Below are 24,587 nucleotides of genomic sequence, written 5' to 3'. Positions count from 1 at the left end.
CCACGCTTCCTCCCCACGGTCGGTCGCCCTTCCGCAGTTGCGCTTCACTTCGCTCGCTGTGGTCAACTTGCCGCGCGACTTGCACCCGCAAGAGTGCGCCCATGCTGGGCGCACAAAAAAAGCCCGCTGATTGGCGGGCTTTGAATCCATATCAAGAGGAGACGAGTTCAGTATAAACCCTAGATCACGAGCGTATACAGCGATTTGTGAAATGTTGTAACGACACAACGTCGCCTGCCGTTCAGTTGCCATCCGCACGCGTGACGAGCGCATGCGGCCCAGCGATCAACTGATCCCGAAGAAACTCCACGCACACCCGAATCTTCGCCGATGACGACGAACGCGCCGACGTAACCGCCCACACATCGGCACGTTGCTGATGCAGCGGCAACACGCGCACGAGCGCGCCCGACGCAAGGTGCGTCGCGACATCCCACACCGACCCATGATCACGCTATAACCCGCGAGCGCCCATTGCGTGACGATATCGCTGTGATTCGAGCCGATCGGCCCCGTGACTTTCACCGACTCCTCGCCGTCTGGCCCGTGCATGCGCCACACGCCGAAACCGCGATCGTGATCGCGAAACAGCAGGCAATCGTGTTGCGCGAGTTCGCCGAAGCTGCGCGGCACGCCGGCGCGTTCCAGATACGTCGGCGACGCGCACAGAATCCGCGCGCGCTCGACGATCTTATGCGCGATGAGATGCGGCTCCTGCACATCGCCGACGCGAATGTCGATGTCAAAGCTTTCGCCGAGCAGATCGACGCGCCGGTCGAGCAGTTCGAGGTAGATATCGAGTTCGCTATAGCGCTGCCGAAGCAGCGACAGAATCGGCGAGACGTGTTCGCGCCCAAGCCGCAGACTCGTGCTGATGCGAATCAACCCGCGCGGTTCGCCCGTCACGCCGGCGAAGGAATCCGCCATGCCTTGCACGTCGTCGAGAATCTTCTGCGCCCAGCGAAACGCGGCCTCGCCGTCATCGGTGATGGACACGCGCCGCGTCGTGCGCAAAAACAGCTTTACGCCGAGCGACTGCTCCAGCATCGCGATGCGCTTGCTGACGTGCGACGGCGAAATCCCCATCTCGTTGGATGCGGTGATAAAGTTGGCGCGCCGCGCCACGGTGCAGAACAGCTGAAGGTCGCGCAGAAAGCCGTCATTGTTGGCTATAAGCGCATTGTGATTGGTCATCGATGCCGATTGCGATTGTGGTCCCCACGAATAACTTAGCCGTTAATGCGTGAGCCCACAACCGCAAATCGTCACTCGCCCGGCGATGAAGCCGGCGCCGCACTCGCCGCATCCGATGGCGCAGGGTAAAGCGGCGGCATCGACGTAAACACGGGCGGCTGCGGCGTTTGCTCGGTCACTTCGGCATCGGGCTCGGCGGGCGCGCGCTTAACGCGGGCGGGTTTCGGCGCGGCGGTCTGCTTCGCCGTGCTCGGCTTCGGCTCCTTCGAGAACGTCTGCGCCAGCCACGTTTGCAGGCGAGCGATGCGCGTCTGCCAGAAGCCCGGCGTCTCCTGCGTATCGAAACGCGCGCGTCCGTCGATCAGATGCGAACGCAATGCGCGCTGCGTGAAGTCGCCGACGATCGGCAACGCGCTGTGCGCGCCTTGTCCCCAGTAATCGCTGCGCAGCGTCACGCGGCTATCGTTGAAACCGACCCACGCGCCCGCCACCAGTTGCGGCTGCATCAGGATGAACCAGCCGTCCGCGTTGTCCTGCGTCGTGCCGGTTTTGCCCGCGACGTCGCCGCGAATGCCGAAGCGCGTGCGGATGGCCGTGCCCGTGCCGCAATTGATCACATCGCGCATCACGTCGACGAGCTTGCGCGTCGCGCTCACCGACAACGCGCGTTCGGGCGCGCTTTCGAACTGCGCGAGCACCTCGCCGTCCTTGTTCTCGATACGCGTGACGAGCAGCGGCTCCATATAGTTGCCGTCATCGGCAATGGTGCCGTACGCCGACACCATCTCCTTCAACGTCACCGGACTCGTGCCCAGCGCGAGCGACGGCACTTCGTCGAGATGGCTTTCGCGCACGCCCATGTTGCGCGCGAGCCGCGCCACGCGCGCGGGGCCGACGGTTTCCATCAATTGCGCGGTGATGCGGTTCTTCGAATACGCGATGCCGTCGCGCAGGCTGACGGGCTTGCCGCTCGGCGGCGAATCGTCGGTCGGACGCCAGACTTCCTGGCCGTTGATCGGAATCTCGACGGCCTGATCGACGAAAGTATCGGTCGGCTTCGCGCCGCGATCGAAGGCCGCGCCGTACACGAAAGGCTTGAACGTCGAGCCGGGCTGACGCCGCGCCTGCTGGACGTGATCGAACGGATCCTGCGTGAAATCGCGGCTGCCGACCCACGCCTTGATCTGCCCGTTGCGCGGATCGAGCGCGATGAAGGCGGCCTGCACGCGCGTCTTGCTTTCGCACAGCGCCTGCATGAACCCGCGATTCGCGCCGAGCTGCTTCAATGCGTCGGCATCGTTCGCGCCAGCCGTGCGTCGCGCGCGATACTCGTCCGATTCGCGGATAAACGCGTGCGCCACGTCGGGATTCGCGTTCGCGCAGCCGCCGCGCCCGCCCCACGCGGTATTCGCGATCGACTGAAGCTGATTGCCCTGAAGCGTGACCGCTTGCGTGGCCATCGCCTGAAGACGCGAATCAATGGTCGTGCGCACGACGAGGCCATCGGAATAGATATTGAAGTCGTTGTCGTCCGCCCACGCGATCAGCCACTTGCGCAACTGCTGCGCGAAATGCGGCGCGCGTCCAGGCTCTTCCGTCTGCCGCTCGAAGTCGATGCGCAGCGGGCGCTTCTGCAACCCATCGAGCCGGTTTGGCACGAGATGCCCGAACCTCACCATCTGCCCGAGCACGATATTGCGCCGGTCCAGCGCGCGCTCCGGGTTGATCACCGGGTTGTAATAGCTATTGCCCTTCAACATGCCGATGAGCGTCGCGCTTTCCAGCAAGTCGAGCTGTCCCGCCGATTTGCCGAAATACGTGCGCGCGGCCATCTCGATGCCGTACGCGTTATAGAGAAACGGCACCGTGTTGAGATAAGTTTCGAGAATCTCGTCCTTCGAATACACCGCTTCGATCTTGAACGCGGTGATCGCTTCCTTGACCTTGCGCGTAAGCGTCTGCGAGCGGCCGATTTCTTCGGGATAGAGATTGCGCGCCAGTTGCTGCGTGAGCGTCGAGCCGCCTTGTTTGTTGCCCTTGAGCGTATGCAAGGCTGCCGATGCCGTGCGCTTGAAATCGATCCCGTGATGCGAATAGAAGCGCCGGTCTTCCGTCGAAATCAGCGCGTCGATCACATACGGCGAAACCTGCTTGAGGCTCACCCATTCGCGATGCGTCGGCTTGAATTCGGCGAGCAGCTTGCCATCGGCGGAATAGATCTGCGCGGGTTGATCGACCTTCGCGCGACGAAGATCGCGGATGCCGGGCGTAAACGGAATCAGCACCAGCACATACAGCACGAGCAGCGCGGGCACCAGCAGCAGCGTGCGTGGGCGCAGCCTCGCGGCCAGACGGGCCGTCAGCCTCTGCGCGAGGGCTTTGAATTCGGACGCGGTCACAACGGAACGGCGAAGGCCGGATGGAGAAAAGTCGCCATCGTAGCGCAAGTTTTCATCGCGCTTGCGGTTTTAGCCGTGTTGAGCCGATTAGCTTAAGCGCCGGCCTGGATTTTCTTTAAGGCTATTAGAGGCTTCGTAAAAAGCATGGTCGCTTTGTCAAGGCTTTAAAAAATTGGCGTTATGATGAGGTAGTTCGGATTGCGAATTAAGCGCGGAGGCCTATTTGTGTAATCTAAGAGCGCTATACTGGAACGACTCCAATTCGTCCCTGACCGTCCTGAGTCGGGGCACCCATTCCGAGGCGTCATGAAGGTATCGAAAGAACAGGCCGAACAGAATCGCGACGCGCTGCTCGAAGCGGCGTCGCGTCTATATCGTGAACACGGACTCGAAGGTGTCGGTGTCGCGCAGATCGCGCGCGAAGCCGGACTTACGTACGACAGTCTTTACGGACACTTCGAGTCGAAAGACCACTTCGCGGCCGAGGCTTGCGAACACGCGTTCATCAACGGAATCAAAAAGCTTAGGAATGTCACGCCCGGCGACGACAAAGCGCTGGCTGCGTATTTCAAGGCTTATCTGTCGGAGCGCCACCGCGATACGCCGCACGACGGCTGCCCGATCGCCGCGCTCGGTGCGGAGGCCGCCAGAAAAGACGGTCCCATCGGCGAAACCATGACGCATGGGGTCGAAACGTACGTGAAGCTGTTCGGCGAGCGCTATTTGACATTGGGCGGCAACGGCAGCGCGAGCGCCAGCCGCGATCAGGCCATCACCACGCTCGCGATGATGGTCGGCGGCATGGTGCTGTCGCGCGCCACGTCACCGTCGAATCCGCGTCTGTCGAAACAGGTTCTCGCGGCCGTGCTCGACGCCGTCACAAAAGAGGGCAAATAAGCCCGCACGACGATAGGGCCAGACCAGATATCATATGCACGTTCACTAACGTGCCGCGATATCCGGAGAGGTAAATGCCTGCCAACCAGGAAAGCGTCAGCATGGCCCTGTTTTGCGACTTCGAAAACGTCGCTCTCGGCGTGCGCGATGCGAAATACGAGAAGTTCGACATCAGGCCGGTGCTCGAGCGCTTGCTGCTGACGGGAAGCATCGTCGTCAAGAAGGCTTATTGCGATTGGGATCGCTATAAGGGCTTCAAGGCGGCGATGCACGAGGCGAGCTTCGAGATGATCGAGATTCCCCACGTTCGACAGTCCGGCAAGAATTCGGCGGACATTCGTCTCGTCGTCGATGCGCTCGATCTTTGTTATACGAAGTCGCATGTCGATACCTTCGTGATTATCAGCGGCGACTCCGATTTCTCGCCGCTGGTCTCGAAGCTGCGCGAAAACGCGAAGAAAGTCATCGGCGTGGGCGTGAAGCATTCCACGTCCGATCTGCTCGTCGCCAACTGCGACGAATTCATCTTCTACGACGACCTCGTGCGCGAACAGCAACGCGCCATCGCCAAGCGCGAGGCACGCGAAGCCAGCGCCCAGGCCAAGCGTCAACCGAACGAAGAAAAGCAGCCGAAGCAGGAAACCGATTCGCGCAGGTCGCAAGCCATTGCGATCGCGGTCGAAACCTTCGAGGCGCTCTCGTCCGAACGCGGCGAAAGCGGCAAGATCTGGGCGTCGGTGCTCAAGAGCGCGATCAAGCGTCGCAAGCCGGGCTTCAGCGAAACGCACTACGGATTCCGCGCGTTCGGCAATCTGCTGGATGAAGCGCAATCGCGCGGTCTGCTCGAAGTCGGGCGCGACGATAAGAACGGCTCGTTCGTGTTTCGCAACGTGTCGACGGTGACGACGGAAGTCAGGCAGACGGAGCCGGTTGCCGCTGTCAAGGAAGAGTCCGCCGTCGAGCCGAAGGGCAAATCGCGTCGTCGTGACGATCGGCGCGGGCGCAAGAGCGAACCTGTCGTTGCTCAGCCCGTCGTCGAAGCCGAAGAAGCCGCGACGCCGTTTCCCGAAGCGCACGCGGAGCCTGTCAGCCATGAACCGGTGATCGAAGAAGCATCGGCACCGGTCGAGACCGCACCGCCCGCCGAAGCGCCGGCGCGTCGCAAGCGTAAAGGCGCGGCGAAGAAGACCGAGGCGGAAGCGCCGCTGGAAGCATCCGCGGAACCGTCCTTCGACGTGCCGCCCGAGCCGAAAGCGAAGCCCAAGACGCCGCGCAAATCGACATCGCGATCGAGTCGCGCACGCAAGACGGTGGTGAAAGAAGGCGAACAGTAATTCGCCTGAATCGTTAGAAGAGCGAGATATCGGCTGACACCGTATCTCGCTTTTTTTATGAAGGCCGACGCGCGTTCAATGCCGGTGCCGGTGATGAATATCCGGAAAATGCGCGTGCGTATGCGTGATCGGCAGATGCTCGTGCGGATGCGTATGCGGTTCGTCGCCGGAATACGGAAAATCGTGCTCATGCCGATGATGCTCGTCATGCCGATGACGATGCGTGTGCGCGAGATACTCGTGCGTATGCGAATGCGCGTGACGTTCGCGCACATGCAGCCAGATGCCAAGCGCCATCAGCGCGGCGGCAATCCAGAACGACGGGCCCGGCAGTTCCGGCCAGATCGCCAGCGACAAGGCCACGCCGCACAAAGGCGCCACGGAGAAATACGCGCCGGTGCGCGCCGTGCCCAACTCGCGCAACGCAATAACGAACAGTACGAGACTGACGCCATAGCCCGCGAAGCCGGTGAGCATCGCGGCGAGCAGCGTGGAGGCGTCCGGCAGCGATGCGCCGTTGAACAGCGCGATCGACAGATTCACCGGGCCCGCGACGAGCCCCTTCACGCAGGCGATCGCCATGGCATCGTTGGTCGAGACCTTGCGCGTGAGGTTATTGTCGATCGCCCAGCACAGACAGGCGCCGACGATGTAGAGCGCGCCGACCGGCACCATCGCCGCGCCGGGCTGCCACGACAGCATCACACTGCCGATCACGATGGCGACCATGCCAAGAAACACTTGCGTATCGACATTCTCGCGAAACACGACCCACGCGATGACCGCGGTCAGCACGCCTTCGAGATTCAGCAGCAGCGAACTGGTCGCGGCGCCGACGTGCGAAAGACCGAGCATCAGCAACGCCGGACCGGCGATGCCGCCCGCGATCGTCGCGCCGAGCAGCCACGGAATTTCGGCGGCGCGAAACACATGTTCGCGCGGCGTGCGCCCGCGCAACGAACGCGCGATGAAAATCGCGCCCAGTCCGATGCCGCTGCCGAGATAGAACAATCCGGCGAGCATGAAAGGGGAGAGGGTCCCGAGCAGGACCTTGGCGACAGGTGTCGCGGCGCCGAACAGCGCCGCCGCCGCGAGGGCGAGAATGACGGCTCTCAATGTCTGAATGGGCAGAACGATGGGCGTTTCAGCCTAACACATCATATGAATGAAGCGCAGCGCGCGCGTCGTCACGGAATCAGCCGATATCGACGCCGGTCTGCTTCAGCGCATCGCGTACGCCGAGCTTCGGATAGCGGCCGTCGATCACGCGCATATCGCTGCGCGTTTCCTCGATCAGCCAGTCGCGCACATCCGCGACGATGGGCCGCATCGGACCATTCGGCGGCGTCAGCAGGCAACATCGCCGGCTCGTCACGATGATTTCTTCTTCCGCCGGCACCAGCGCGCCCTGCGACAGCCAGTGCGATGTCACGTTCAGCCAGCCGAGTGCGATGCCTTGCCCGAGCAGCGCGGCCTGCACGACGATCGCGTAATCGTTGAAACTGAGCATGCCGGCCGCGTGACGTTCCTTCGACGCGAACGCATGAAAACGCTCGTGCCAGCCGCGCTCCTCGTCGTCCATGACGATGACGGTGTCGCCATGCGCGCGGCCCGACTCGCTGGATGCGGTCTCGTGATAACCGGGATTCGACAGCGGCAGCAGCGTTTCGGGCATCACGAGCACGGCGTTTTCGTCGATCTCTTCATCGTGCAGAAAACGCATGCCGAGATCGACATCGACCAGTGGCCCGCCGATACGCCCCGAGATCAGCTGAAAGCGCAGATCGACCGATGGAAACGCGCGATTCAGCCGGCTCATGCGCGGCATCAGCCAGTGCGTGGTGAAAGCCGTCGACACCGACAGCGTGACGGTTTCGACGCCGGTCGAACGCGCCTCGATCTCGCGAATCGCGCTCTCGATACTGTTGAATCCCTCCGATATCTTGCGATACAGAATCCGCCCGTCTTCCGTCAATTCGATACCGCCGCGCACGCGCTCGAACAGCCGCACGCCGATATGGTCTTCCATGCGCGCGAGCATTCTGCTCACGGCAGGCTGACTGACGTAGAGTTCCTGCGCCGCGCGCGTGAAGTTGCCGCAACGCGCGACGGCTTCGAACACGAACAACGCATTGGCGCTCGGCAGCTTTCTTCGCAGATTAGGCATGGCCTGATGTTATGCCAGATCCAACAATTTTGGAATTGCCGTCAAAAAAGCCGCACCTTATATTTTTTCCAACATCCGCACCAGTGACGAGAGAAACGGCATGGACGCACGCGCCTCAGCTTCAAAAATCGCCGGAGTGTCAATCAGGTCCGCCACCAAGCGCTACGGCGCGGTGACTGCGCTGGACGACGTATCGCTCGATATCGCGCCGGGCGAGTTCGTCTCGCTGCTCGGGCCGTCGGGTTCGGGCAAGACGACGCTGCTCGGCATTCTCGGCGGCTTCGTGCAGCCGAGCTCCGGCAGCGTCTGGGTCGGCGAACGCGACATTACATTTGCGCCGCCGCACAAGCGCGATATCGGCATCGTGTTTCAGAACTACGCGCTGTTTCCGCATATGACCGTGGGCGAAAACGTCGCCTTCTCGCTGCGCGCGCGACGCGAACCGAAATCGACCTGGGGCCCGCGCGTCGCCGATGCGCTCGCGATGGTCGAACTCAAGGGCTACGAAAACCGCAGCATCCATCAACTGTCCGGCGGAGAGAAACAACGCGTGGCGCTCGCTCGCGCGATGGTCTTCAAGCCGCAGCTCATTCTGATGGACGAACCGCTCTCCGCGCTCGACAAACAGCTGCGCGAGACCATGCAGATCGAACTGCGCCGACTGCATCGCCAGTTGGGCGCGACGATCGTCAACGTGACGCACGATCAGCGCGAAGCCCTCACGATGAGCGATCGCGTCGCGGTGCTCAAGGACGGCAAGCTGGTGCAGATCGACACGCCCGAGCGGCTTTACGATCGTCCGTGCGATGCCTTCGTCGCGAGTTTCATCGGCGAGGCGACGCTGCCGTGCGTCTCGGCGATACCGTTCTGCGCACCGCGCATTCGCTGCCGCGCGCTGAAAAACTGCTGCTCGCGGTGCAGACGGAGAAGCTGATCATCGACGGCGAGAATCGTCATGCGAACGCGAATCGTCTGACCTGTCGCGTCACCGAGATTCTTTACCAGGGCGAAAGCCTGCGCGTGTTCGCCGCGCTCGCCGACGGCACCGCGATCAGCTTGCGTCAGCCCAGCAGCCACGAAGCCCGCAAACGCATTCCCGAACCCGGCGCGCCGATGACCGTCGCGCTCGATCCGCAGGACACCATCGTGGTGGCTGCTTAAACGACTTTTTTCTTTTCCCTGAGCGCCTGTGCACGGGCGATCTCGACTTCAAACGCAGAAGCAAACCGTAAAGGATGAAGCAATGAATCTCACCGATTTCAAGGTCCTGACGTTCGATGTCGTCGGCACGCTGATCAACTTCGAAAAAGGCGTGCTCGATTCCGTGCGACGCTTAGGCGGACCGAAGGCCAAGGACCTGACCGACGATCAGATTTTCGAGCCGTACATGGAAGGGCGCGCGAAGTTCTACGGCCGTTCGAGCCATGAAATGGCCAATGTCTATCTGCATCTCGCGAAGAAACTCGGCTTGCCCGACGACGCGACGTCCGCCTCCGCCTTTCAGCGCGACGTGCTCGACTGGCCCGCGTTCGACGATTCCGTCGCCGCGCTCAAGCGTCTGCGCAAGCACTTCCGTCTTGTCGCGATGACCAACGCGGATCGCGTCGCGCTGTCGGCGTATGCGCACACGCTCGGCAATCCGTTCGACGATACCGTCTGCTGCGACGAAACCGGCGTCGCCAAGCCGGACCCGCAATTCTTCGCGTACAACCGCGGCCGTCAGGCGGCGTTCGGCTACAAGTTCGAAGAGATTCTGCATACGGCGCAGAGCCAGTATCACGATATCGGCATCGCGACGCAGCTCGGTTACAAGACCGCGTGGATCGAGCGTCGCCAGGGCATGAAGGGTTTCGGCGCGACGCCGACGCCCGAAGCCGTCACGACGCCGACGTGGAAGTTCGCGACACTCGCACAACTCGCGGATGCCGTGGACGCCGAACTCCGCGCCGCCGCCTAAGGCCGAGACGAACGAGGACGATGACCATGCGTGCCCCGACGACCCAACCGCGCCCGCATGCCGATTCGCTCTGGCGAGCGATGGCCGCACGCGTGCCCACGATGGACGCGCCCGTATCGAGCGGCGCGCCGCTCGCGCGCGATCTCGATGTCGAAGTCGCGATCGTCGGCGCGGGGTATTCGGGGCTGACCGCCGCGTATGCGCTGCAAAAGCGCGGCGTCGAATGCGCGCTGCTCGATGCGAATCCGGTCGGCTGGGGCGCGAGCGGGCGAAACGGCGGCGTGGTGTCGTCGAAGTTTCGCCTGTCGTTTCCGTCGATTGCGAATTCGCATGGCGTCGACACGGCGATTCGCATGCATCGGCTCGCGCATGACGGCGTGCGCGCGGTGGAATCGCTGATCGACGAATTCAAGCTGACGCGCGCGCAGTTCGAGCACACCGGCAGCTTGCGATGCGCGCATACGGAGCGCGCGCTGGCATCGATTCGCGCCGAAGCCGACTGGGTCCGCGCGACGCTGAAGGATACGTCGATGACGTTTCAGTCGCGTGCGGAGATCGAGCACGAGACGGGTTCGAAGGGTTTCGTCGGCGGCGTGCTGAGCGCTGACGCGGGCACGATTCTGCCGCTCGAATACGTGCGCGGGCTGGCCGCCGGACTGACCGCGCGCGGCGTGCCGATCTACGAATCGACGCCGGTGATCGGCATGTCGCGTGCGGAAGATGGCCGCGTCGTGCTGAAAGCGCCCGGCGGCACGGTGCGCGCGAAACGCGTGATCGTCGCGACCAACGCGTATTCCAATCTGACCGATGCGACCGCGCCATATCATCGCGAACTCGTGCCGTTCCGCAGCGCGATGATCGCCACGGCCAAGCTGTTGCCCGAACTCGATGCGCAGTTGATGGTCAATCGCCGCAGCTACACCGAAACGCGCCGCATGATGAAGTGGTTCCGCAAGGTCGACGGACGCATGCTGTTCGGCGGCCGCGACGCGTTCGGCAAGGAAGGCGAGCCGACCGGCTTCGACGCCCTGCAACGCGCGATGGTCGCGCTGTTTCCGCAATTGAAGGACACGCCGGTCGAGTATCGATGGTCGGGATATGTGGGCATGACGTTCAACGCGCTGCCGCACGTCGGCAAGAGCGATGACGCGACCGTGTTCTGTCTCGGCTACAACGGCGCGGGCGTCGCGATGGCGAGCCTGATCGGCCAGCACGCGGCGGCGCTCGCGCTCGGCGAATCGCCCGAACTCGCGATGCTCGCACAGGACGGCTTGCGTCCCGTGCCGTTTCACGCGCTGCGCGCGCCGGGCGTCAGGCTCGTCGCCGCGTGGTATCAGTTTCTCGACGCCGTAGGTGCATGATGACGACAGCCAAACGGATTCTCCAGGACCCCGCCTTGATGCCAGCCGCCACGATCGACCCTTCGGTGCGCCACCAGCAACGCGAAGACCGCACGATGCTGCTGTTGATGGCGCCCGCGCTCTTCGTGGTAATCGTGCTGCTGGTCGTGCCGCTCGCGTGGCTTTCGTGGGAGTCGATCTATCACGACGGCGGCTTCACGCTTGCCAACTACAAGCGCGTTTTTACCGGCGCTTATCTCGACACGTTTCTTCTGACCTTCAAGCTGTCGATCATCGTGACGGCGATCACCTTGCTGCTCGGCTATCCGGTGGCGTATTTCGCCGCGTCGATATCGCCGCGCTGGAGTGCGCTGGTGCTCGGCATGGTGATTCTGCCGTTCTGGACCAGAGTGCTCGTACGGACTTACGCATGGCTCGTGCTGTTGCAGCGGACGGGTCTCATCAACAAGGCGCTGTTGGGCATGGGTTTGATCGACCGGCCCTTGCAGCTGTCGTATAACCAGTTCGGCACGATCATCGCGATGGTGCATATTCTGCTACCATTCATGGTGCTGCCGCTGTACTCCGCGATGCAGAAGATTCCGCAGAACCTGTCGCAAGCGGGCGCGAGCCTCGGCGGATCGCCCGTGCATGTGTTCTTGCGCGTGTTTCTGCCGCTGTCGATGAGCGGCGTGCTCGCCGGCGTCACGCTCGTGTTCGTGCTGTGTCTGGGCTTCTACATCACGCCGGAACTGATTTCTACGCCGTGAGCCGCGTGATTCCGCTCGAAAAGACCTTGGGGGCGAAATGAACCAACTCTCGTTCGGCCGCGTGACGCTGGGCGTATCGGTCACGCTGATCCTCGCGTTTCTGATGATTCCCGTGATCATCGTCGTGCCCTTGTCGTTCTCCGATGCGCGCTTTCTGACCTTTCCGCCGCCGGCTTATTCGCTGCGCTGCTGGTATCACGCGTTCTTCGACAATCCCGCCTGGATCGATGCCGCTAAAACGACTTTCGCGGCATCGTCCTGCGCGGCGTTGATCGCGACGCCGCTCGGCATCATGGCCGCGTACGGCATTCAATACTGCTCGCACTGGTCGATGCGCTATCTGCGCACGCTCCTGATGCTGCCGATCATCATCGTCGCGGTCGGCGTGTTCTTCGTGTTCACGCAAGCGGGTTACGTGAACACGCTGACCGGTTTGATCGTCGCGGATACGATGCTCGGCCTGCCATACGTGCTGATCTCGGTGGGCGCGGATTTGCGCACCTTCGACCGCACGCAGGAAATGGTCGCGCGCAGTCTCGGCATGAACCGCTTTCGCGCCTTCATGACCGTGACGCTGCCGCAGATCAAGGCGAGCGTGATTTCCGCGATGGTCTTCGTGTTCATTCAGGCGCTCGATGAAACCGTCGTCGCGCTGTTCGTCTCGGGCGGCAACAATCAGACGCTCACGCGCCGCATGTTCGTCACGCTGCGCGACGAGATCGATCCGACCATCGCGGCCATCAGCACGATGCTGACCGCGCTGACCTTGTGCCTCGTGATGTTCGTCGTCGTCAGCCGCCGACGCTCCGCCATCCAAGCTTAAACACACGCCATGCGACATCTCCAGCAGTTCTATATCGACGGCGAATGGATCGAGCCGTCCGGCAGCAAGCGCTTGCCCGTGATCGATCCGTGCACGGAAGAGGCGATCGGCGAAGTCGCGCTCGGCGATTCGCACGATGCGGATCGCGCGGTTGCTGCTGCGCGCCGTGCGTTCGAATCGTTTTCGCAGATCTCGATCGATGCGCGCATCGCGTTGCTCGAACGCATCCTCGATGCGTATATGGCGCGTTACGACGAGATGGCCGATGTCATCACGCGCGAGATCGGCGCGCCGACCAAGCTTTCGCACGCGTGGCAGGCGGCGCTCGGCAAGCGTCATCTCGAAGAGACGATCCGTACCGCGGGCGATTTTCCGTGGCAGCGCAAGCGCGGCTCGACGCTCGTCAATCACGAAGCCGTCGGCGTGTGCGCGTTGATCACGCCGTGGAACTGGCCGATCAATCAGATCGTCTGCAAGGTCGCGCCCGCGCTCGCGGCGGGCTGCACGATCGTGCTCAAGCCGAGCCGAAGTATCGCCGATGAACGCCGTGCTGTTCGCCGAGATGCTCGACGCGGCGGGCGTGCCGAAAGGCGTGTTCAATCTCGTCAACGGCGATGGCCCGACGGTCGGCGCGGCGCTCGCGGCGCATCCCGATGTCGATATGGTGTCGTTTACCGGCTCGACGCGCGCGGGCATCGAGATCGCGCGGCTCGCGGCGCCGACGGTCAAGCGCGTGCATCAGGAATTGGGCGGCAAGTCCGCGAACATCCTGCTCGACGATGTGGATTTCGAAGCCGCCGTCACGGCGGGCGTGAATTCGTGCTTCGGCAATAGCGGGCAATCGTGCAATGCGCCGACGCGCATGCTAGTGCCCGCATCGCGTCACGACGAAGCGATACGGATCGCCGCACGGGCGGCCAGCGCGCTGCGCGTGGGACCGGCGGAATCGTCGGACACGACGACGATGGGGCCGGTGGTCAGCGAGGTTCAGTTCGACCGCGTGCAGCGCTTGATTGGCGTCGGCATCGAAGAGGGCGCGACGGTGGTCGCCGGCGGCGTCGGCCGGCCGGAAGGACTCGATCGCGGTTATTACGTGAAGCCGACCGTGTTCGCCAACGTCGTGCCGTCGATGACCATCGCGCGCGAGGAAATCTTCGGGCCGGTGCTCGCCATCATGCCGTATCGCGACGAAGAGGAAGCCATCGCGATCGCCAACGATACGCCGTTCGGTCTCGCCGCATACGTGCAATCGGCGGATCAGGCACGCGCGCGCCGCGTCGCGATGCGCATGCGCATGCGCGCGGGCAGCGTCTACGTGAACTATCCGGCGTGGGATCCGGGCTCGCCGTTCGGCGAATACAAGCAATCCGGCAACGGACGCGAGTATGCCGAATGGGGGCTGGAGGCGTTTCCGGAAGTGAAGGGGATCGTCGGCTACGGCGATTAATTCGCCGTGCCGCGGAGCGCGTCCGCGATGCGCTCCGCGATCATGATCGTCGGCACGTTGGTGTTGGCGCACGGAATCGACGGCATCAGCGATGCATCGCAGACGTGCAATCCTTCCACGCCATAGACCGCGCCATGCGCATCGGTGACGGCGAGCGGATCGTTCGCCGCGCCCATTTTGCATGTGCCCGACGGATGCCACGTCCCGCCGACATTGCGCGTGACGAATTCGGTCATCGCGGCATCGTCGGCGAGCAGTTCGTCGATGCTCACGCCTTGCGTCACGACGCCCTTGATCAACGCGCCGCGCAACGGTCCGGCCACATCGAGCAGGCCGCTCAACGCGCCGCGCTGCATCGCGTTCCATGTGCCCGGCACCGCGACCGCCGCGACGCGCGGCGAATAGCTCGACGGAAAGATTACATCGCAATGCCCCTGCATCGACGACGACGCCAGCGTCCGCGCGCCGAAGCGCAACGCGAGCTTCAGGCGTTCGAGATCGCGTTTATCGGAGAGCATCGAGAACTCGACCTTCGGTTCATCGGCGGCATTCGATGATGTCAACGTCACGCGCCCGCGCGAATACGACTTGTTGACCCAAAAGAAGATCGTGCCCAGCCGATAACCGACCGAATGCCATCCCGAGCGCGACAGAATCGCGCCGTGCATGTCGCCGGGAACGGTATCGGGCAGGCCGGAGGAAAAGCGCACGATCGCCTGTTCGTGATGCTCGTCGGGAAACGGCGTGCGCGCCTCGCGCGGCAAAAACGCGGACACCGCGATCGACGGATGCTCCATCAGATTGCCGCCGACGCCCGCGCGATCCGCGATCACGTCGATGCCGAGCTTCGTCAACGCGTCCGCCGGGCCGATGCCGCTGCGCATCAGCAGCGCGGGACTATGAATCGCGCCCGCGCTCACGATCACGCGCCGCGCCAGCACGTCCTCACGCGTGCCGTCGAACAGCACGCGTTCGACGAGCGCATCCGTGCGGATCGACAGATTGCGGCGCGCGCGAACGGTGTCGTCGAGGTAGCAGACGGACGTCGGAATGCGCTCGCCCTTGTCGCTCTTCGCAATCGATCCGATGAAGGTGCCGTCTTCCCACGGCCCGTTCTGATCGTCGCGCAAGGCGTAACCGTTTTCGCCGAGCGTCTTCAGTACCGCGCGCACGAACGGCGAAATGCGCGGCCATTGGGTGCGCTCGACGCGCAGCGGTCCATCGTTGCCGTGACGATCGTCGCTGAAATCGCAGTCGTTTTCGAGCTTGCGGAAATACGGCAGGCACGACGCCAAGTTCCATCCGGCCGCGCCGAGCGTGTCCCATTCGTCGTAATCGGCGGGCGCGCCGCGATTGGCCATCAGCGCGTTGATCGCCGAGCCGCCGCCGAGAATGCGCGCCTGTTCGTATCGGCGGATCGCGCCGCGCGCGCTCATGCGCGACTTCAACGTTTGCCAGATATTGCGGGTGTCCAGATACGCGCGGCCGGGATAGCGGCTGCGCACGGCATCGGGCATCGCGTGGGCGGAGATGTTGCGGCCCGCTTCGACGAGGCAGACGCTCGCGTTGTCGTCTTCGGATAAACGCGCGGCCAGCACGCAGCCGGCCGAGCCGCCGCCCAGAATCAGATAGTCGATCACGTTGTACGAAGGAAACCCGCGCACCTGAAGCGGCGCGCGGGGAAATCAGAGGAGATAAAGCGTTTATTGCTGCATGAACTTGAGCCAGCGCGCCTTGGCCTGAATGCCGGCGTCCGATGCCCACCAGTCTTCCTGCATCAGCGCTTGCTTCGCGGCATTCGCGGGCGAGCTCGGCAGTTTGGCGGCGCGCTTGTCGCTGATTTTGCCCGTCTTGAACGCGGCCGGATTGCCCGGACCGTAATCGATAAACTGCGGCAGATTCGCCTGCAATTCCGGCGAGAACGCGGCGTTCAGGAAGCGCATTGCGTCGTTCAGATTCGGCGCGTTCTTCAGCACGCAAAGCTGCGTGTTTTGCAGAATGCCGTCGTTGAAGGTGAAGCCAACGTCCGGATCGTCCTTCATCATGGCGCTGGCGCGGCCGTTCCAGATCATCGTCATGTCGACTTCGCCGTCATGCAACAATTGCGCCGACTGGCCGCCCGAGGTCCACCAAACGGTGATGTCCGGTTTGATCTGATCGAGCTTCTTGAACGCGCGATCCACATCCAGCGGATAGAGCTTGTCGCGCGGCACGCCGTCGGCGAGCAGGGCGGCTTCGAGCACGGTCATCGGATCGTTGCGCAGCGCGCGCGTGCCGGGGAAGTTCTTCACGTCCCAGAAATCCTTCCAGCTTTGCGGCACCTTCTTCAAGTTCTTCTTGTTGTAGCCGATGACGGTCGAATAGAACTCGTACGCGGCGGAATACGGCGTGCGGTATTTCTCCGGCATCGCGGCGGCGTTCGGGATCTTCGAGAAATCGAGCTTTTCCAGCAGGCCTTCGCGGCCGCCGCGCAGACAGTTCGAGGTCGGCGTATCGACCACGTCCCAGATCGGCTTGCCGGTCGCGGCTTGCGCCTTGATCTGCGGCCATGCATCGGGAATGCTGTCCTGATTCACGGTGATGCCGAGTTGCTTCGCGGCCGGATCGAGAATCGCCTTGGTCTGCGCTTCCTGATAGGCGCCGCCTTGCGACACGAAGGTGATCTTGCCGGCGGCGAATGCGGGCGACGTGCCCGCGATGCCCAGCAATAAAGTCATGACCAGCGGGCGTAAAGCGAAGCGCGAACTGCGCGACCTTGCAATATTCATCACGGCGTATCCTCGAACAAGGTTGAAGCGATGGACGTCTTGACATGACACGCGTCCCCGCCCGAAACGACCGGACGGAAACGGTGCAGGGGTGATAAAAATATATTGAGTCAAATAGAGCGGAGCAACGCCGGAATTGTTGGAGTGTCCATGACCTGAGGTTATGTCAGCGCACAGGTCACGGACGCTCCGGCGTCGGGTGCGGGTTTACTCCAGACCGCCCTGGCAGAGATATTTGATCGACAGATAATCGTCCAGACCGTACTTGGAACCTTCGCGGCCGTAGCCCGATTCCTTCACGCCGCCGAAGGGCGCGGCTTCGCTCGAAATCGCGCCTTCGTTGATGCCGACGATGCCCGCCTCCAGCGCCCGCGACACGCGATCGATACGTCGCACGTCCTGGCTATAAAAGTACGACGCGAGGCCGAACGGCGTGTCGTTGGCGGCGCGGATCGCTTCGGCTTCGTCGTCGAAGCGGAACAGCGGCACGACCGGGCCGAAGGTTTCCTCGCAGCTCAACTGCATGTCGGGCGTCGCATCGGCGAGCACGGTCGGCGCGTACCAGTTCTCGCCCCGTTCGCTCAGACGCTTGCCGCCGGTCAGCGCGCGCGCCGCGTTCGATGGCGTCGTCCACATGGCGGGCGATCTTCTCGACGGCGCGCGTGTTGATCATCGGGCCGATCTGCGCGTCCGGGTCGGTGGCGGCGGCGACCTTCAGCGCGCCGACGCGTTTGGCCAGCAGATCGCCGAACTTCTCGTACACGGAAGACTGCACGTACACGCGATTCGGGCACACGCAGGTTTGTCCGCCGTTGCGGAATTTCGCGGCCATCAGACCGGCGACGGCGGCATCGAGATCGGCGTCGTCGAAGACGATGAACGGCGCGTTGCCGCCCAGTTCGAGCGACAGCTTCTTGAGCGTCGCCGCCGATTCGCGCGCGAGATACTTGCCGACCGGCGTCGAACCGGTGAAGGTGATCTTGCGCACGCGGCCGTCGTCGAGCCAGTCCTTGACGGCTTCCACGGCGTTCTCGCGCGATGCGCTGATCAGGTTCAGCGCGCCCGCCGGCACGCCCGCTTCGTGCGCGAGCATCACCAGCGCGAGCGCCGTCAGCGGCGTGTCTTCGGCGGGCTTGCCGACCACCGTGCAACCGGCCGCGAGCGCCGGCGCGATCTTGCGCGCGATCATCGCGAGCGGGAAATTCCACGGCGTGATCGCCGCGACGATGCCCACCGGCTCCTTGATTGTGCTCATGCGCTTGCCGCGCGCCTGCTGCGGAATGATGTCGCCATAGATGCGCGTGGCTTCGTCCGCGAACCAGGCCACGTACGATGCGCCGTACATCACTTCGCCTTTGCCTTCGGCGAACGGCTTGCCTTGTTCCAGCGAGATCAGGCGGCCGAGCACATCGGCGTTTTCGATCATCAGCGCGTGCCAGCGATGCAGCACCGCCGCGCGATCCTTCGGCAGCGTGTCGCGCCAGGCGGGAAACGCGCGCGCGGCGGCATCGGTGGCGGCGCCGCTGTCGGCCACTTGCACGATCACCTTGCCCGTCGCCGGATCGGTGACGGCGAAGCGTTTGCCGCTGGCGGCGGGCATCCATTTGCCGTCGATGAAGTTATCGGCCTTGATCAGATCTTCCAGCGTGAAGCGTTGAGTCATGATGGTCTCCGTGTACTGACGTGCGATGACATCACGCGCGAAGGCGTGACGCGAACGAGGGAAAAGGGGCGAGGCACACGCCTCAATGATGATGTTGCGAGAACAGCGTTTCGAGCGGATAACCCGACTTCACGAACGCCGTCTTGATGATCACGTAGCTGAAGTACTTCTCGATGCCGATATTGCGCTCGAGCAGTCCTTCGATGATGTTCTGGTAATGACTGACGCTGCGGGTGACGAACTTGAGCAGATAGTCGTATCCGCCGCTCGCCAGATGGCATTCGACGATCTCGTCGACATGTCTGACCGCATCGACGAAGCGCACGAAATCCTCGCGGCGATGATCGGCGAGCGTGATCTCGGTGAAAACCACCTGCACGTCGCCGAGCTTCTCCAGTTGAATCTGCGCGCCGTAGCCGACGATATACCCGGCCTTCTCCAGCCGTTTCACGCGAATCAGGCAAGGACTGGGCGACAGTCCGACGGCTTCCGCGAGCTCGACATTGGTGATGCGTCCGCGCTTCTGCAACTGCGTGAGAATACGCAGATCGATTCGGTCCAGCTTGACGTCGTTGCTCATCGCGGAAGGTCGGGTATCGCATGTCGGCAGTCGCCCGATGGTATCACGCAGCCGCGCGCGGCTTGGCCGTGCCGGCGGGCTTGAGCGCCGCGCGCACGTCGGCGTCGGCGAGCACGTCGTCGAGCGTTTTGGTCAGGCGCTCGAACATCAGTTCGAATTCGCTTTCCGTGTAGCACAGCGCCGGCGCGAAGCCGAGGATGTTGTTGCCGAACGCGCGGAACACGAGTCCGTTCTTATAGGCCGCCGAGGCAATCCGGTCCGGCAGCTTGAGCGATGCATCAAAGCCGCGCTTGCTGTCCTTGTCCGACACGAGTTCGAGCGCGCCCAGCAATCCGCGATGCCGCGAATCGCCGACCAGCGGATGCGCGAGCAGCGCGTCCAGCCCTTGCGCGAATTGCGGCGCGCGCGCCTGACCGTTCGCGAGCAGCCCGCCTTCGTGATAGAGACGCATTACTTCCAGACCGATCGCCGCGCTCACCGGATGCGCCGAATACGTGTAGCCGTGACCGACCGGCGCGCTCGCGTCGCCGTCCGCGATGCCCTGATACACCTTGTCGGACATCAGCACCGCGCCCATCGGCGCGTAACCGGCGGTGAGGCCCTTGGCGACCGTCATCAGATCCGGCTCGACGCCTTCGCCTTCGCATGCGAACAGCGGGCCGGTGCGGCCGAAGCCGGTGATCACTTCGTCGGCGACGAACAGGATGTCGAGCTTGCGGCAGGCTTCGCGCATCGCTTTCAGCCAGCCTGCCGGCGGCACGATCACGCCGCCCGAGCCCTGAATCGGCTCGCAGAAGAAGGCGGCCACATTGTCCGCGCCGAGTTCGGCGACCTTCGCTTCGAGCGCGGCGACGGACGCGGCGATCAGCGCGGCGTCATCGGCGAAATCGTTGCGATACGCATACGGCGACGGAATGTGATGTTGCGTGCGCAGCGGCAGATCGAAGTTGCGATGGAACGCGGGCAGCGCCGTCATCCCCGCGCCGATCGACGACGAGCCGTGATAACCGCGTTGCAGCGCGATGAAATGCTTCTTCGCCGGACGGCCCGTGGCGTTGTAGTAATGCGTGATGAAGCGCAGCGCGGAATCGACCGCATCCGATCCGCCGAGCGTGAAATAGACGTGTTGCAGCGACTTGGGCGCGAGTTCGACCAGCTTCGCCGCGAGTTCGATGGCGGGTTCCGAGCCGAAGTGGAAATAGCCGGTCGCGTAGGGGAGCTTGGCCATCTGCTTCGCCGCGACCTCGACAATGCTCGCGTGACCGTAGCCGGTGTTCACGCACCAGAGGCCGGAGAAGGCGTCGAGCAACTCTCGGCCTTCGATATCGCGCAGATAGACGCCGTGCGCGGAATCCAGCACGGTGACGCCACGCGCCTCGTGCGCGCGATAGTTGATGACGGGGTGAATCAGATGCTGACGGTCGGATTCGATGAGCGACTGGATCGACATGAGCGGTTCTCTCTTTGCGCGGAATGGACGGTTGGACGTTCCATACTATCGGGAGAGGCGCATCGTCCGCATTGGCAAATAAAGCACGGAAAAGCGCAATTGCCGCGTTTTGCGCGGGCGGACAGCATTTTGTGCTGCGGCGTCGGACAAACTTGCCGAAAGCCGCGCTCGGCGATAATCGCCGGACTTGGACCCGGAGCGTCGCGCATGAATCTCGCCCCCGAACCAACTGCCGCCCGCGTCGCCCTGTGGCGCGCGCTGCACGCCGAAATCGACGCGCCGCCGCATGTGTTGGACGACCGCATCGGCCTGCAACTGCTCGCGCCCGGCGATGGCTGGCGCGCGCGCGGCGACATGGACCCGGACTTCACGCGGCCGTTTCGCGCGTCGATCGTCGCGCGGGCGCGCTTTATCGAGGATCTCGTGATCGGGCAGGCGGCGCGCGGACTCGCGCAGTACGTGATCCTCGGCGCGGGGCTCGACAGCTTCGCGCAGCGTCGCGCGGATATCGCGCCGCGGCTGACGATCTTCGAAGTCGATCAGCCCGCGCCGCAGGCCTGGAAGCGCGAGCGTCTGATCGAAGCGGGATTCGGCGTGCCGGACCGGCTGCGTTTCGTGCCGGTCGATTTCGAGGCAGGCGAGCGCTGGCGCGACACGCTCGTGCAGCACGGTTTCGATGCGAGCCAACCGGCGGTCGTCGTATCGACGGGCGTCAGCATGTATCTGACGCGCGAGGCGAATCTCGCGGCGATGCGCGAAGTCGCGTCGCTCGCGCTCGGCTCGACGCTGGCGATGACTTTCCTGTTGCCGATCGATATGGCCGCGCCCGACGTACGGCCCGGTCTGGAGATGGCCGAGAAGGGCGCGCGGGCGAGCGGCACGCCGTTCATCAGCTTTTTCATGCCGGACGAGATTCGCGCGATGGCGCTCGACGCCGGTTTCGCCACCGCACATCACGTCAGCGCCGATGAACTCACCGCGCGTTACTTCGCGGATCGCGCCAATGGTTTGCGTCCGCCAGCGAACGCGGAAGAACTGCTGATCGCGTCGATCAGCGCAGATAGGCAAACGCCGCCAGCGCAATCATCACCGTAATCGCGCCGCCGATACGCGTCGCGATCTGCGCGAACGGCATCAGCTCCATGCGATTCGCGGCCGTGAGAATGGCCACATCGCCGGTTCCGCCGAGGCCGCTGTGCGTCGCGTTAACGATGGCCGCTTCGACCGGATACATGCCCGTCCAGCGCGCGACCACGAAGCCGGTGCCGATCAGCGTCAGCACCGTCGACACGGCCGTCACGATATTCACCCAATGGAACGCCGCGACGATTTCGCCCCACGGCGTCATCGCGACCGAGATGGCGAACATCAGCGGATAGGTGACGGCGGTCGAGAAGAAGCCGTACATGAAGCGCGCGCCGCCTCGCACGCGCGGCGAGACCAGCGCGAAGAACTGCGCCGCCACCACCAGCACGAGCATCACGACCGGCGCGGGCCAGTCGAAATATTGATGACTCAGCACGCCGACCAGATAGAACGCGATCGCCGTCGCGCTCGCGGCCGCCACCGAGCTCACGTCGAATTCGAACGACGGGCCTTTCGTATCCGCGATCTCGTCGTGCGTATCGTCGATGGTGAGACGCCCGTTGCCGGTCAGATTCGGACGACGCGAGCCGAGATAGCTCAGCAGACCGGCGCAGCAGATCGCTGCGATATTGCCGAGCATCACCGCCGACAGCGCCTGCGCGAACAGCGGCCCTTGCTCGACGCCGAGAATTTGCGCATAGCCCGCCGACAGCGGCAACGCGCCTTCGCCGACGCCGCCCGCCATGATCGGCACCACGACCATGAACAACGCGTGCTTCAGATCCAGCCCGAGCGCCGTGCCGACAGCGGTGCCGACGCACGCGGCCGCGACCGATCCCGCCGCGACCGGAATGAAGATGCACACGAAGCCCTTCACCAGCGTCTGCCGGTCCATGCTCAGCACGCTGCCGACGATGATCGCCGCGATAAACAGATACAGGAAGTTCGACTGCTTCGTGAAGGTCGTCACGGCCTTGGTGATCGGCTCGGGCATGATCTTGTAGTAGACCAGCATCGACGGGATGAAAGCCCCGAAGATCGAGGTCGCGCCGATATGGCGAATCCACGGAATGCGCTTGGCGAGTTCGGCGCACGTGAAACCGCCGACCGCGACCAGCGCGATGCCCGTCGGCAGATCGGCGGCGAGCTTGCCGTGCAGCGTCATCGCGGCGAGCACGGCGATCAGCAGCACATAGACGGGCAGCGGCATCGCGCCGATGCGCACGTCGAACACGCGCCACCAGCGCTCTTTCAGGCCTTGCGCGTCGTGCTGCACCGGTTGCGTCGCGGACTTCATCGATTCGTCTCCGTTCATACGAAAATCAGCAGCGCTGCACCATAGACGACGAGGCCGAGCGCGAATGTCATCACCGTGAAGCTGAGCACGCGCTGCACGCCGACGCCCGCCATCGCGACGACCGGCGCGGCCCAGAACGGCTGCATCATGTTCGAGACCTGCTCGCCCATCGCGACGGCCATCGTCGTGGCGGGAACCGAGGCGTGCAGCGCGACCGCCGCGGGCACCACGAACGGACCTTGCACCGCCCAGTGGCCGCCGCCGCTCGGAATGAAGAACGTGACGATCAGCGAACACACGTAGCTCCAGAACGGCAGCGTGTGCGCGTTCGAGATCGCGATGAAGAAGTGCGAGATCACATCGGGCAGGCCGGTCGCGTCCATCATGCCCATGATGCCGCCGTAGAACGGGTATTGGAGCATCATCGAACCGGTTTGCTTGGCGGCGTTCTTGATGGCGTCCGCATAGGCGAGCGGATAGCCGTGCAGGACCACGCCGGCGATAAACATCACGAAGATCACCGCATTCACGCCCGAAAACGCAATGTGCTGAAACTGCGTCAGCACGATCAAGCCGATGCCCGCCGCGCCGATGAACGCCGAGCCGAGCCATGAATATTCGATCTTGCGCGCGAACGACAGCTTGCCTTCGGGACGCTTGCGCACCGGCTCGTCGGGATGTTTCGCGGTGTCGAGCACGACGGCGTCTTCGTCGCGCGGCTTGAGCCACGCGAGCAGGAAGGGCATTGCGACGATCATCCCGAAGGTCGGCACGAGATTGAAGCGCGTGAACACCAGTTCGCCGAAGGGCAGCACGGTGCCCGTGAGCTTCTGCACGACGTTCATCGAACTGCCGGGCGTCGATTGCGCCAGCGCGATGGAACTCGAAATGCCGCTCGCCCACACGACCCAGCCGGAAAAGCCCGCCGCGACGATCCACGCGAAATCCACCCGCATGCGCTTGGCGACTTCGCGCGCCAGCAGCGCCGCGACGACCAGCCCCATGCCCCAGTTGAAGAACGACGTCAGCGCGACCAGCACGAAGGTGAGTCCGGCTGCCTGCGCGGGCGTGCGCGCGAACGAGACCAGCGCCTTCAGCACGCGCTGCACCGGCGGCGCATGCGCGAACGCGTGACCCGTCACCAGCACGAGCGTGATCTGAAACGCGAAGGTGAAGATATCGAAGAAGCCCTTGTACCAGCCGGACAGCATCTTCGGCAGCGTCGCGTGCGGCGCGAAGATCGCCGACAGCACCGCGACCACGGCGGTGATCAGGATCGCCAGCACGAACGGATCGGGAATGGTGCGCTCGAACAGCCGGATGGTCGATTCGGTGAAGCGCGTCTTGCGCACCGGATCGGGCGCGGTGGTGGATTTCATGGTGCAGTCTCCTGTCGTTATCGTTTTTAGAGTCGT

At 63.5% G+C, this 24,587-nt stretch carries 15 protein-coding genes and 5 pseudogenes; 9 read left to right on the top strand and 11 right to left on the bottom strand.

Going from position 1 to position 24,587, the window contains the following annotated elements; translation table 11 throughout:
* Positions 1 to 241: 241 nt before the first annotated feature.
* Both BVER_RS06165 and BVER_RS06160 read right to left on the bottom strand, forming a co-directional pair.
* Positions 242 to 1,194: pseudogene (locus tag BVER_RS06165) on the bottom strand (LysR family transcriptional regulator).
* A 71-nt stretch (positions 1,195 to 1,265) separates the two neighbouring features.
* Positions 1,266 to 3,593, bottom strand: a complete 2,328-nt coding sequence (locus tag BVER_RS06160; protein ID WP_050452529.1) for a penicillin-binding protein 1A — start codon at positions 3,591 to 3,593, stop codon at positions 1,266 to 1,268.
* Between the two features lie 306 nt (positions 3,594 to 3,899).
* Between BVER_RS06160 and BVER_RS06155 the strand changes: the two genes are divergently transcribed.
* Together BVER_RS06155 and BVER_RS06150 are read left to right on the top strand one after the other, a co-directional pair.
* On the top strand, positions 3,900 to 4,490 hold the full coding sequence (locus tag BVER_RS06155) for a TetR/AcrR family transcriptional regulator (RefSeq protein WP_050452528.1): 591 nt from the start codon (positions 3,900 to 3,902) through the stop codon (positions 4,488 to 4,490).
* A 74-nt stretch (positions 4,491 to 4,564) separates the two neighbouring features.
* Positions 4,565 to 5,824 (top strand): NYN domain-containing protein, encoded by a 1,260-nt coding sequence (locus BVER_RS06150; RefSeq protein ID WP_050452527.1) that lies wholly within the window; start codon positions 4,565 to 4,567, stop codon positions 5,822 to 5,824.
* Between the two features lie 75 nt (positions 5,825 to 5,899).
* On the opposite strand, the gene BVER_RS06145 is transcribed toward BVER_RS06150, so the two are convergent.
* Both BVER_RS06145 and BVER_RS06140 read right to left on the bottom strand, forming a co-directional pair.
* Positions 5,900 to 6,940 (bottom strand): DMT family transporter, encoded by a 1,041-nt coding sequence (locus BVER_RS06145; protein ID WP_370444201.1) that lies wholly within the window; start codon positions 6,938 to 6,940, stop codon positions 5,900 to 5,902.
* 79 nt (positions 6,941 to 7,019) lie between these two features.
* Positions 7,020 to 7,991, bottom strand: coding sequence for a LysR family transcriptional regulator (locus BVER_RS06140; protein WP_050452525.1), 972 nt, complete (start codon positions 7,989 to 7,991; stop codon positions 7,020 to 7,022).
* A gap of 100 nt (positions 7,992 to 8,091) precedes the next feature.
* Here BVER_RS06140 and BVER_RS06135 point away from each other — a divergent pair.
* From BVER_RS06135 to BVER_RS06110, 6 genes and pseudogenes are all read left to right on the top strand, one after another.
* A pseudogene (locus BVER_RS06135) lies at positions 8,092 to 9,152 on the top strand (ABC transporter ATP-binding protein).
* Between the two features lie 82 nt (positions 9,153 to 9,234).
* Positions 9,235 to 9,948, top strand: a complete 714-nt coding sequence (locus BVER_RS06130) for an HAD-IA family hydrolase (protein ID WP_050452524.1) — start codon at positions 9,235 to 9,237, stop codon at positions 9,946 to 9,948.
* A gap of 26 nt (positions 9,949 to 9,974) precedes the next feature.
* Positions 9,975 to 11,309 carry an NAD(P)/FAD-dependent oxidoreductase gene (locus BVER_RS06125; protein ID WP_050452531.1) on the top strand — a complete coding sequence of 445 codons (1,335 nt, stop codon included), beginning with the start codon at positions 9,975 to 9,977 and terminating at the stop codon, positions 11,307 to 11,309.
* Positions 11,306 to 12,099, top strand: a pseudogene (locus BVER_RS06120) (ABC transporter permease). Before BVER_RS06125 ends, BVER_RS06120 begins: the two are co-directional and overlap by 4 nt.
* Positions 12,096 to 12,881: an ABC transporter permease gene (locus tag BVER_RS06115; protein ID WP_050452523.1), complete on the top strand. Its 786-nt coding sequence runs from the start codon at positions 12,096 to 12,098 to the stop codon at positions 12,879 to 12,881. The pseudogene BVER_RS06120 and the gene BVER_RS06115 overlap by 4 nt, the downstream one beginning before the upstream one ends.
* 9 nt (positions 12,882 to 12,890) lie before the next feature.
* Positions 12,891 to 14,328 (top strand): annotated as a pseudogene (locus BVER_RS06110) (aldehyde dehydrogenase family protein).
* On the opposite strand, the gene BVER_RS06105 reads toward BVER_RS06110, so the two are convergent.
* The 5 genes and pseudogenes from BVER_RS06105 to BVER_RS06085 form a co-directional block, all read right to left on the bottom strand.
* Positions 14,325 to 15,968 carry a GMC family oxidoreductase gene (locus tag BVER_RS06105; protein WP_050452530.1) on the bottom strand — a complete coding sequence of 548 codons (1,644 nt, stop codon included), beginning with the start codon at positions 15,966 to 15,968 and terminating at the stop codon, positions 14,325 to 14,327. The pseudogene BVER_RS06110 and the gene BVER_RS06105 sit on opposite strands and share 4 nt — an antisense overlap.
* Before the next feature lie 63 nt (positions 15,969 to 16,031).
* Entirely contained in the window at positions 16,032 to 17,045 is a 1,014-nt protein-coding gene (locus tag BVER_RS06100; protein WP_198155165.1) for an ABC transporter substrate-binding protein, read from the bottom strand.
* 258 nt (positions 17,046 to 17,303) lie between these two features.
* Positions 17,304 to 18,759, bottom strand: a pseudogene (locus BVER_RS06095) (NAD-dependent succinate-semialdehyde dehydrogenase).
* Positions 18,760 to 18,841: 82 nt separating this feature from the next.
* The gene (locus tag BVER_RS06090; RefSeq protein ID WP_050452521.1) at positions 18,842 to 19,339 is read right to left on the bottom strand and encodes an Lrp/AsnC family transcriptional regulator; all 498 of its coding nucleotides are present in this window, start codon (positions 19,337 to 19,339) and stop codon (positions 18,842 to 18,844) included.
* A gap of 43 nt (positions 19,340 to 19,382) precedes the next feature.
* Positions 19,383 to 20,789 carry an aspartate aminotransferase family protein gene (locus BVER_RS06085; RefSeq protein ID WP_050452520.1) on the bottom strand — a complete coding sequence of 469 codons (1,407 nt, stop codon included), beginning with the start codon at positions 20,787 to 20,789 and terminating at the stop codon, positions 19,383 to 19,385.
* Positions 20,790 to 20,996: 207 nt separating this feature from the next.
* Here BVER_RS06085 and BVER_RS06080 point away from each other — a divergent pair, with 207 nt between their 5' ends.
* Positions 20,997 to 21,884 (top strand): class I SAM-dependent methyltransferase, encoded by an 888-nt coding sequence (locus tag BVER_RS06080; RefSeq protein WP_050452519.1) that lies wholly within the window; start codon positions 20,997 to 20,999, stop codon positions 21,882 to 21,884.
* Here BVER_RS06080 and BVER_RS06075 read toward each other — a convergent pair.
* Together BVER_RS06075 and BVER_RS06070 are read right to left on the bottom strand one after the other, a co-directional pair.
* A complete protein-coding gene (locus tag BVER_RS06075; protein ID WP_083452057.1) occupies positions 21,841 to 23,172 on the bottom strand; it encodes a 2-hydroxycarboxylate transporter family protein in 1,332 nt (443 codons plus the stop codon). The two genes, BVER_RS06080 and BVER_RS06075, sit on opposite strands and share 44 nt — an antisense overlap.
* Before the next feature lie 14 nt (positions 23,173 to 23,186).
* Positions 23,187 to 24,551 carry a short-chain fatty acid transporter gene (locus BVER_RS06070; RefSeq protein ID WP_050452517.1) on the bottom strand — a complete coding sequence of 455 codons (1,365 nt, stop codon included), beginning with the start codon at positions 24,549 to 24,551 and terminating at the stop codon, positions 23,187 to 23,189.
* Positions 24,552 to 24,587: the final 36 nt, after the last annotated feature.

Source organism: Candidatus Burkholderia verschuerenii, from assembly GCF_001189365.1.
Lineage (GTDB): Bacteria > Pseudomonadota > Gammaproteobacteria > Burkholderiales > Burkholderiaceae > Caballeronia > Caballeronia verschuerenii.
This window is presented reverse-complemented; position numbering and strand designations above follow the sequence as displayed.

Coding starts and splice junctions, on each gene's coding strand:
- BVER_RS06155 (WP_050452528.1), top strand. CDS start 3,900: ATGAAGGTATCGAAAGAACAGGCCGAACAGAATCGCGACGCGCTGCTC.
- BVER_RS06150 (WP_050452527.1), top strand. CDS start 4,565: ATGCCTGCCAACCAGGAAAGCGTCAGCATGGCCCTGTTTTGCGACTTC.
- BVER_RS06140 (WP_050452525.1), bottom strand. CDS start 7,991: ATGCCTAATCTGCGAAGAAAGCTGCCGAGCGCCAATGCGTTGTTCGTG.
- BVER_RS06130 (WP_050452524.1), top strand. CDS start 9,235: ATGAATCTCACCGATTTCAAGGTCCTGACGTTCGATGTCGTCGGCACG.
- BVER_RS06125 (WP_050452531.1), top strand. CDS start 9,975: ATGCGTGCCCCGACGACCCAACCGCGCCCGCATGCCGATTCGCTCTGG.
- BVER_RS06115 (WP_050452523.1), top strand. CDS start 12,096: ATGAACCAACTCTCGTTCGGCCGCGTGACGCTGGGCGTATCGGTCACG.
- BVER_RS06100 (WP_198155165.1), bottom strand. CDS start 17,045: ATGACTTTATTGCTGGGCATCGCGGGCACGTCGCCCGCATTCGCCGCC.
- BVER_RS06090 (WP_050452521.1), bottom strand. CDS start 19,339: ATGAGCAACGACGTCAAGCTGGACCGAATCGATCTGCGTATTCTCACG.
- BVER_RS06085 (WP_050452520.1), bottom strand. CDS start 20,789: ATGTCGATCCAGTCGCTCATCGAATCCGACCGTCAGCATCTGATTCAC.
- BVER_RS06080 (WP_050452519.1), top strand. CDS start 20,997: ATGAATCTCGCCCCCGAACCAACTGCCGCCCGCGTCGCCCTGTGGCGC.
- BVER_RS06075 (WP_083452057.1), bottom strand. CDS start 23,172: ATGAAGTCCGCGACGCAACCGGTGCAGCACGACGCGCAAGGCCTGAAA.
- BVER_RS06070 (WP_050452517.1), bottom strand. CDS start 24,551: ATGAAATCCACCACCGCGCCCGATCCGGTGCGCAAGACGCGCTTCACC.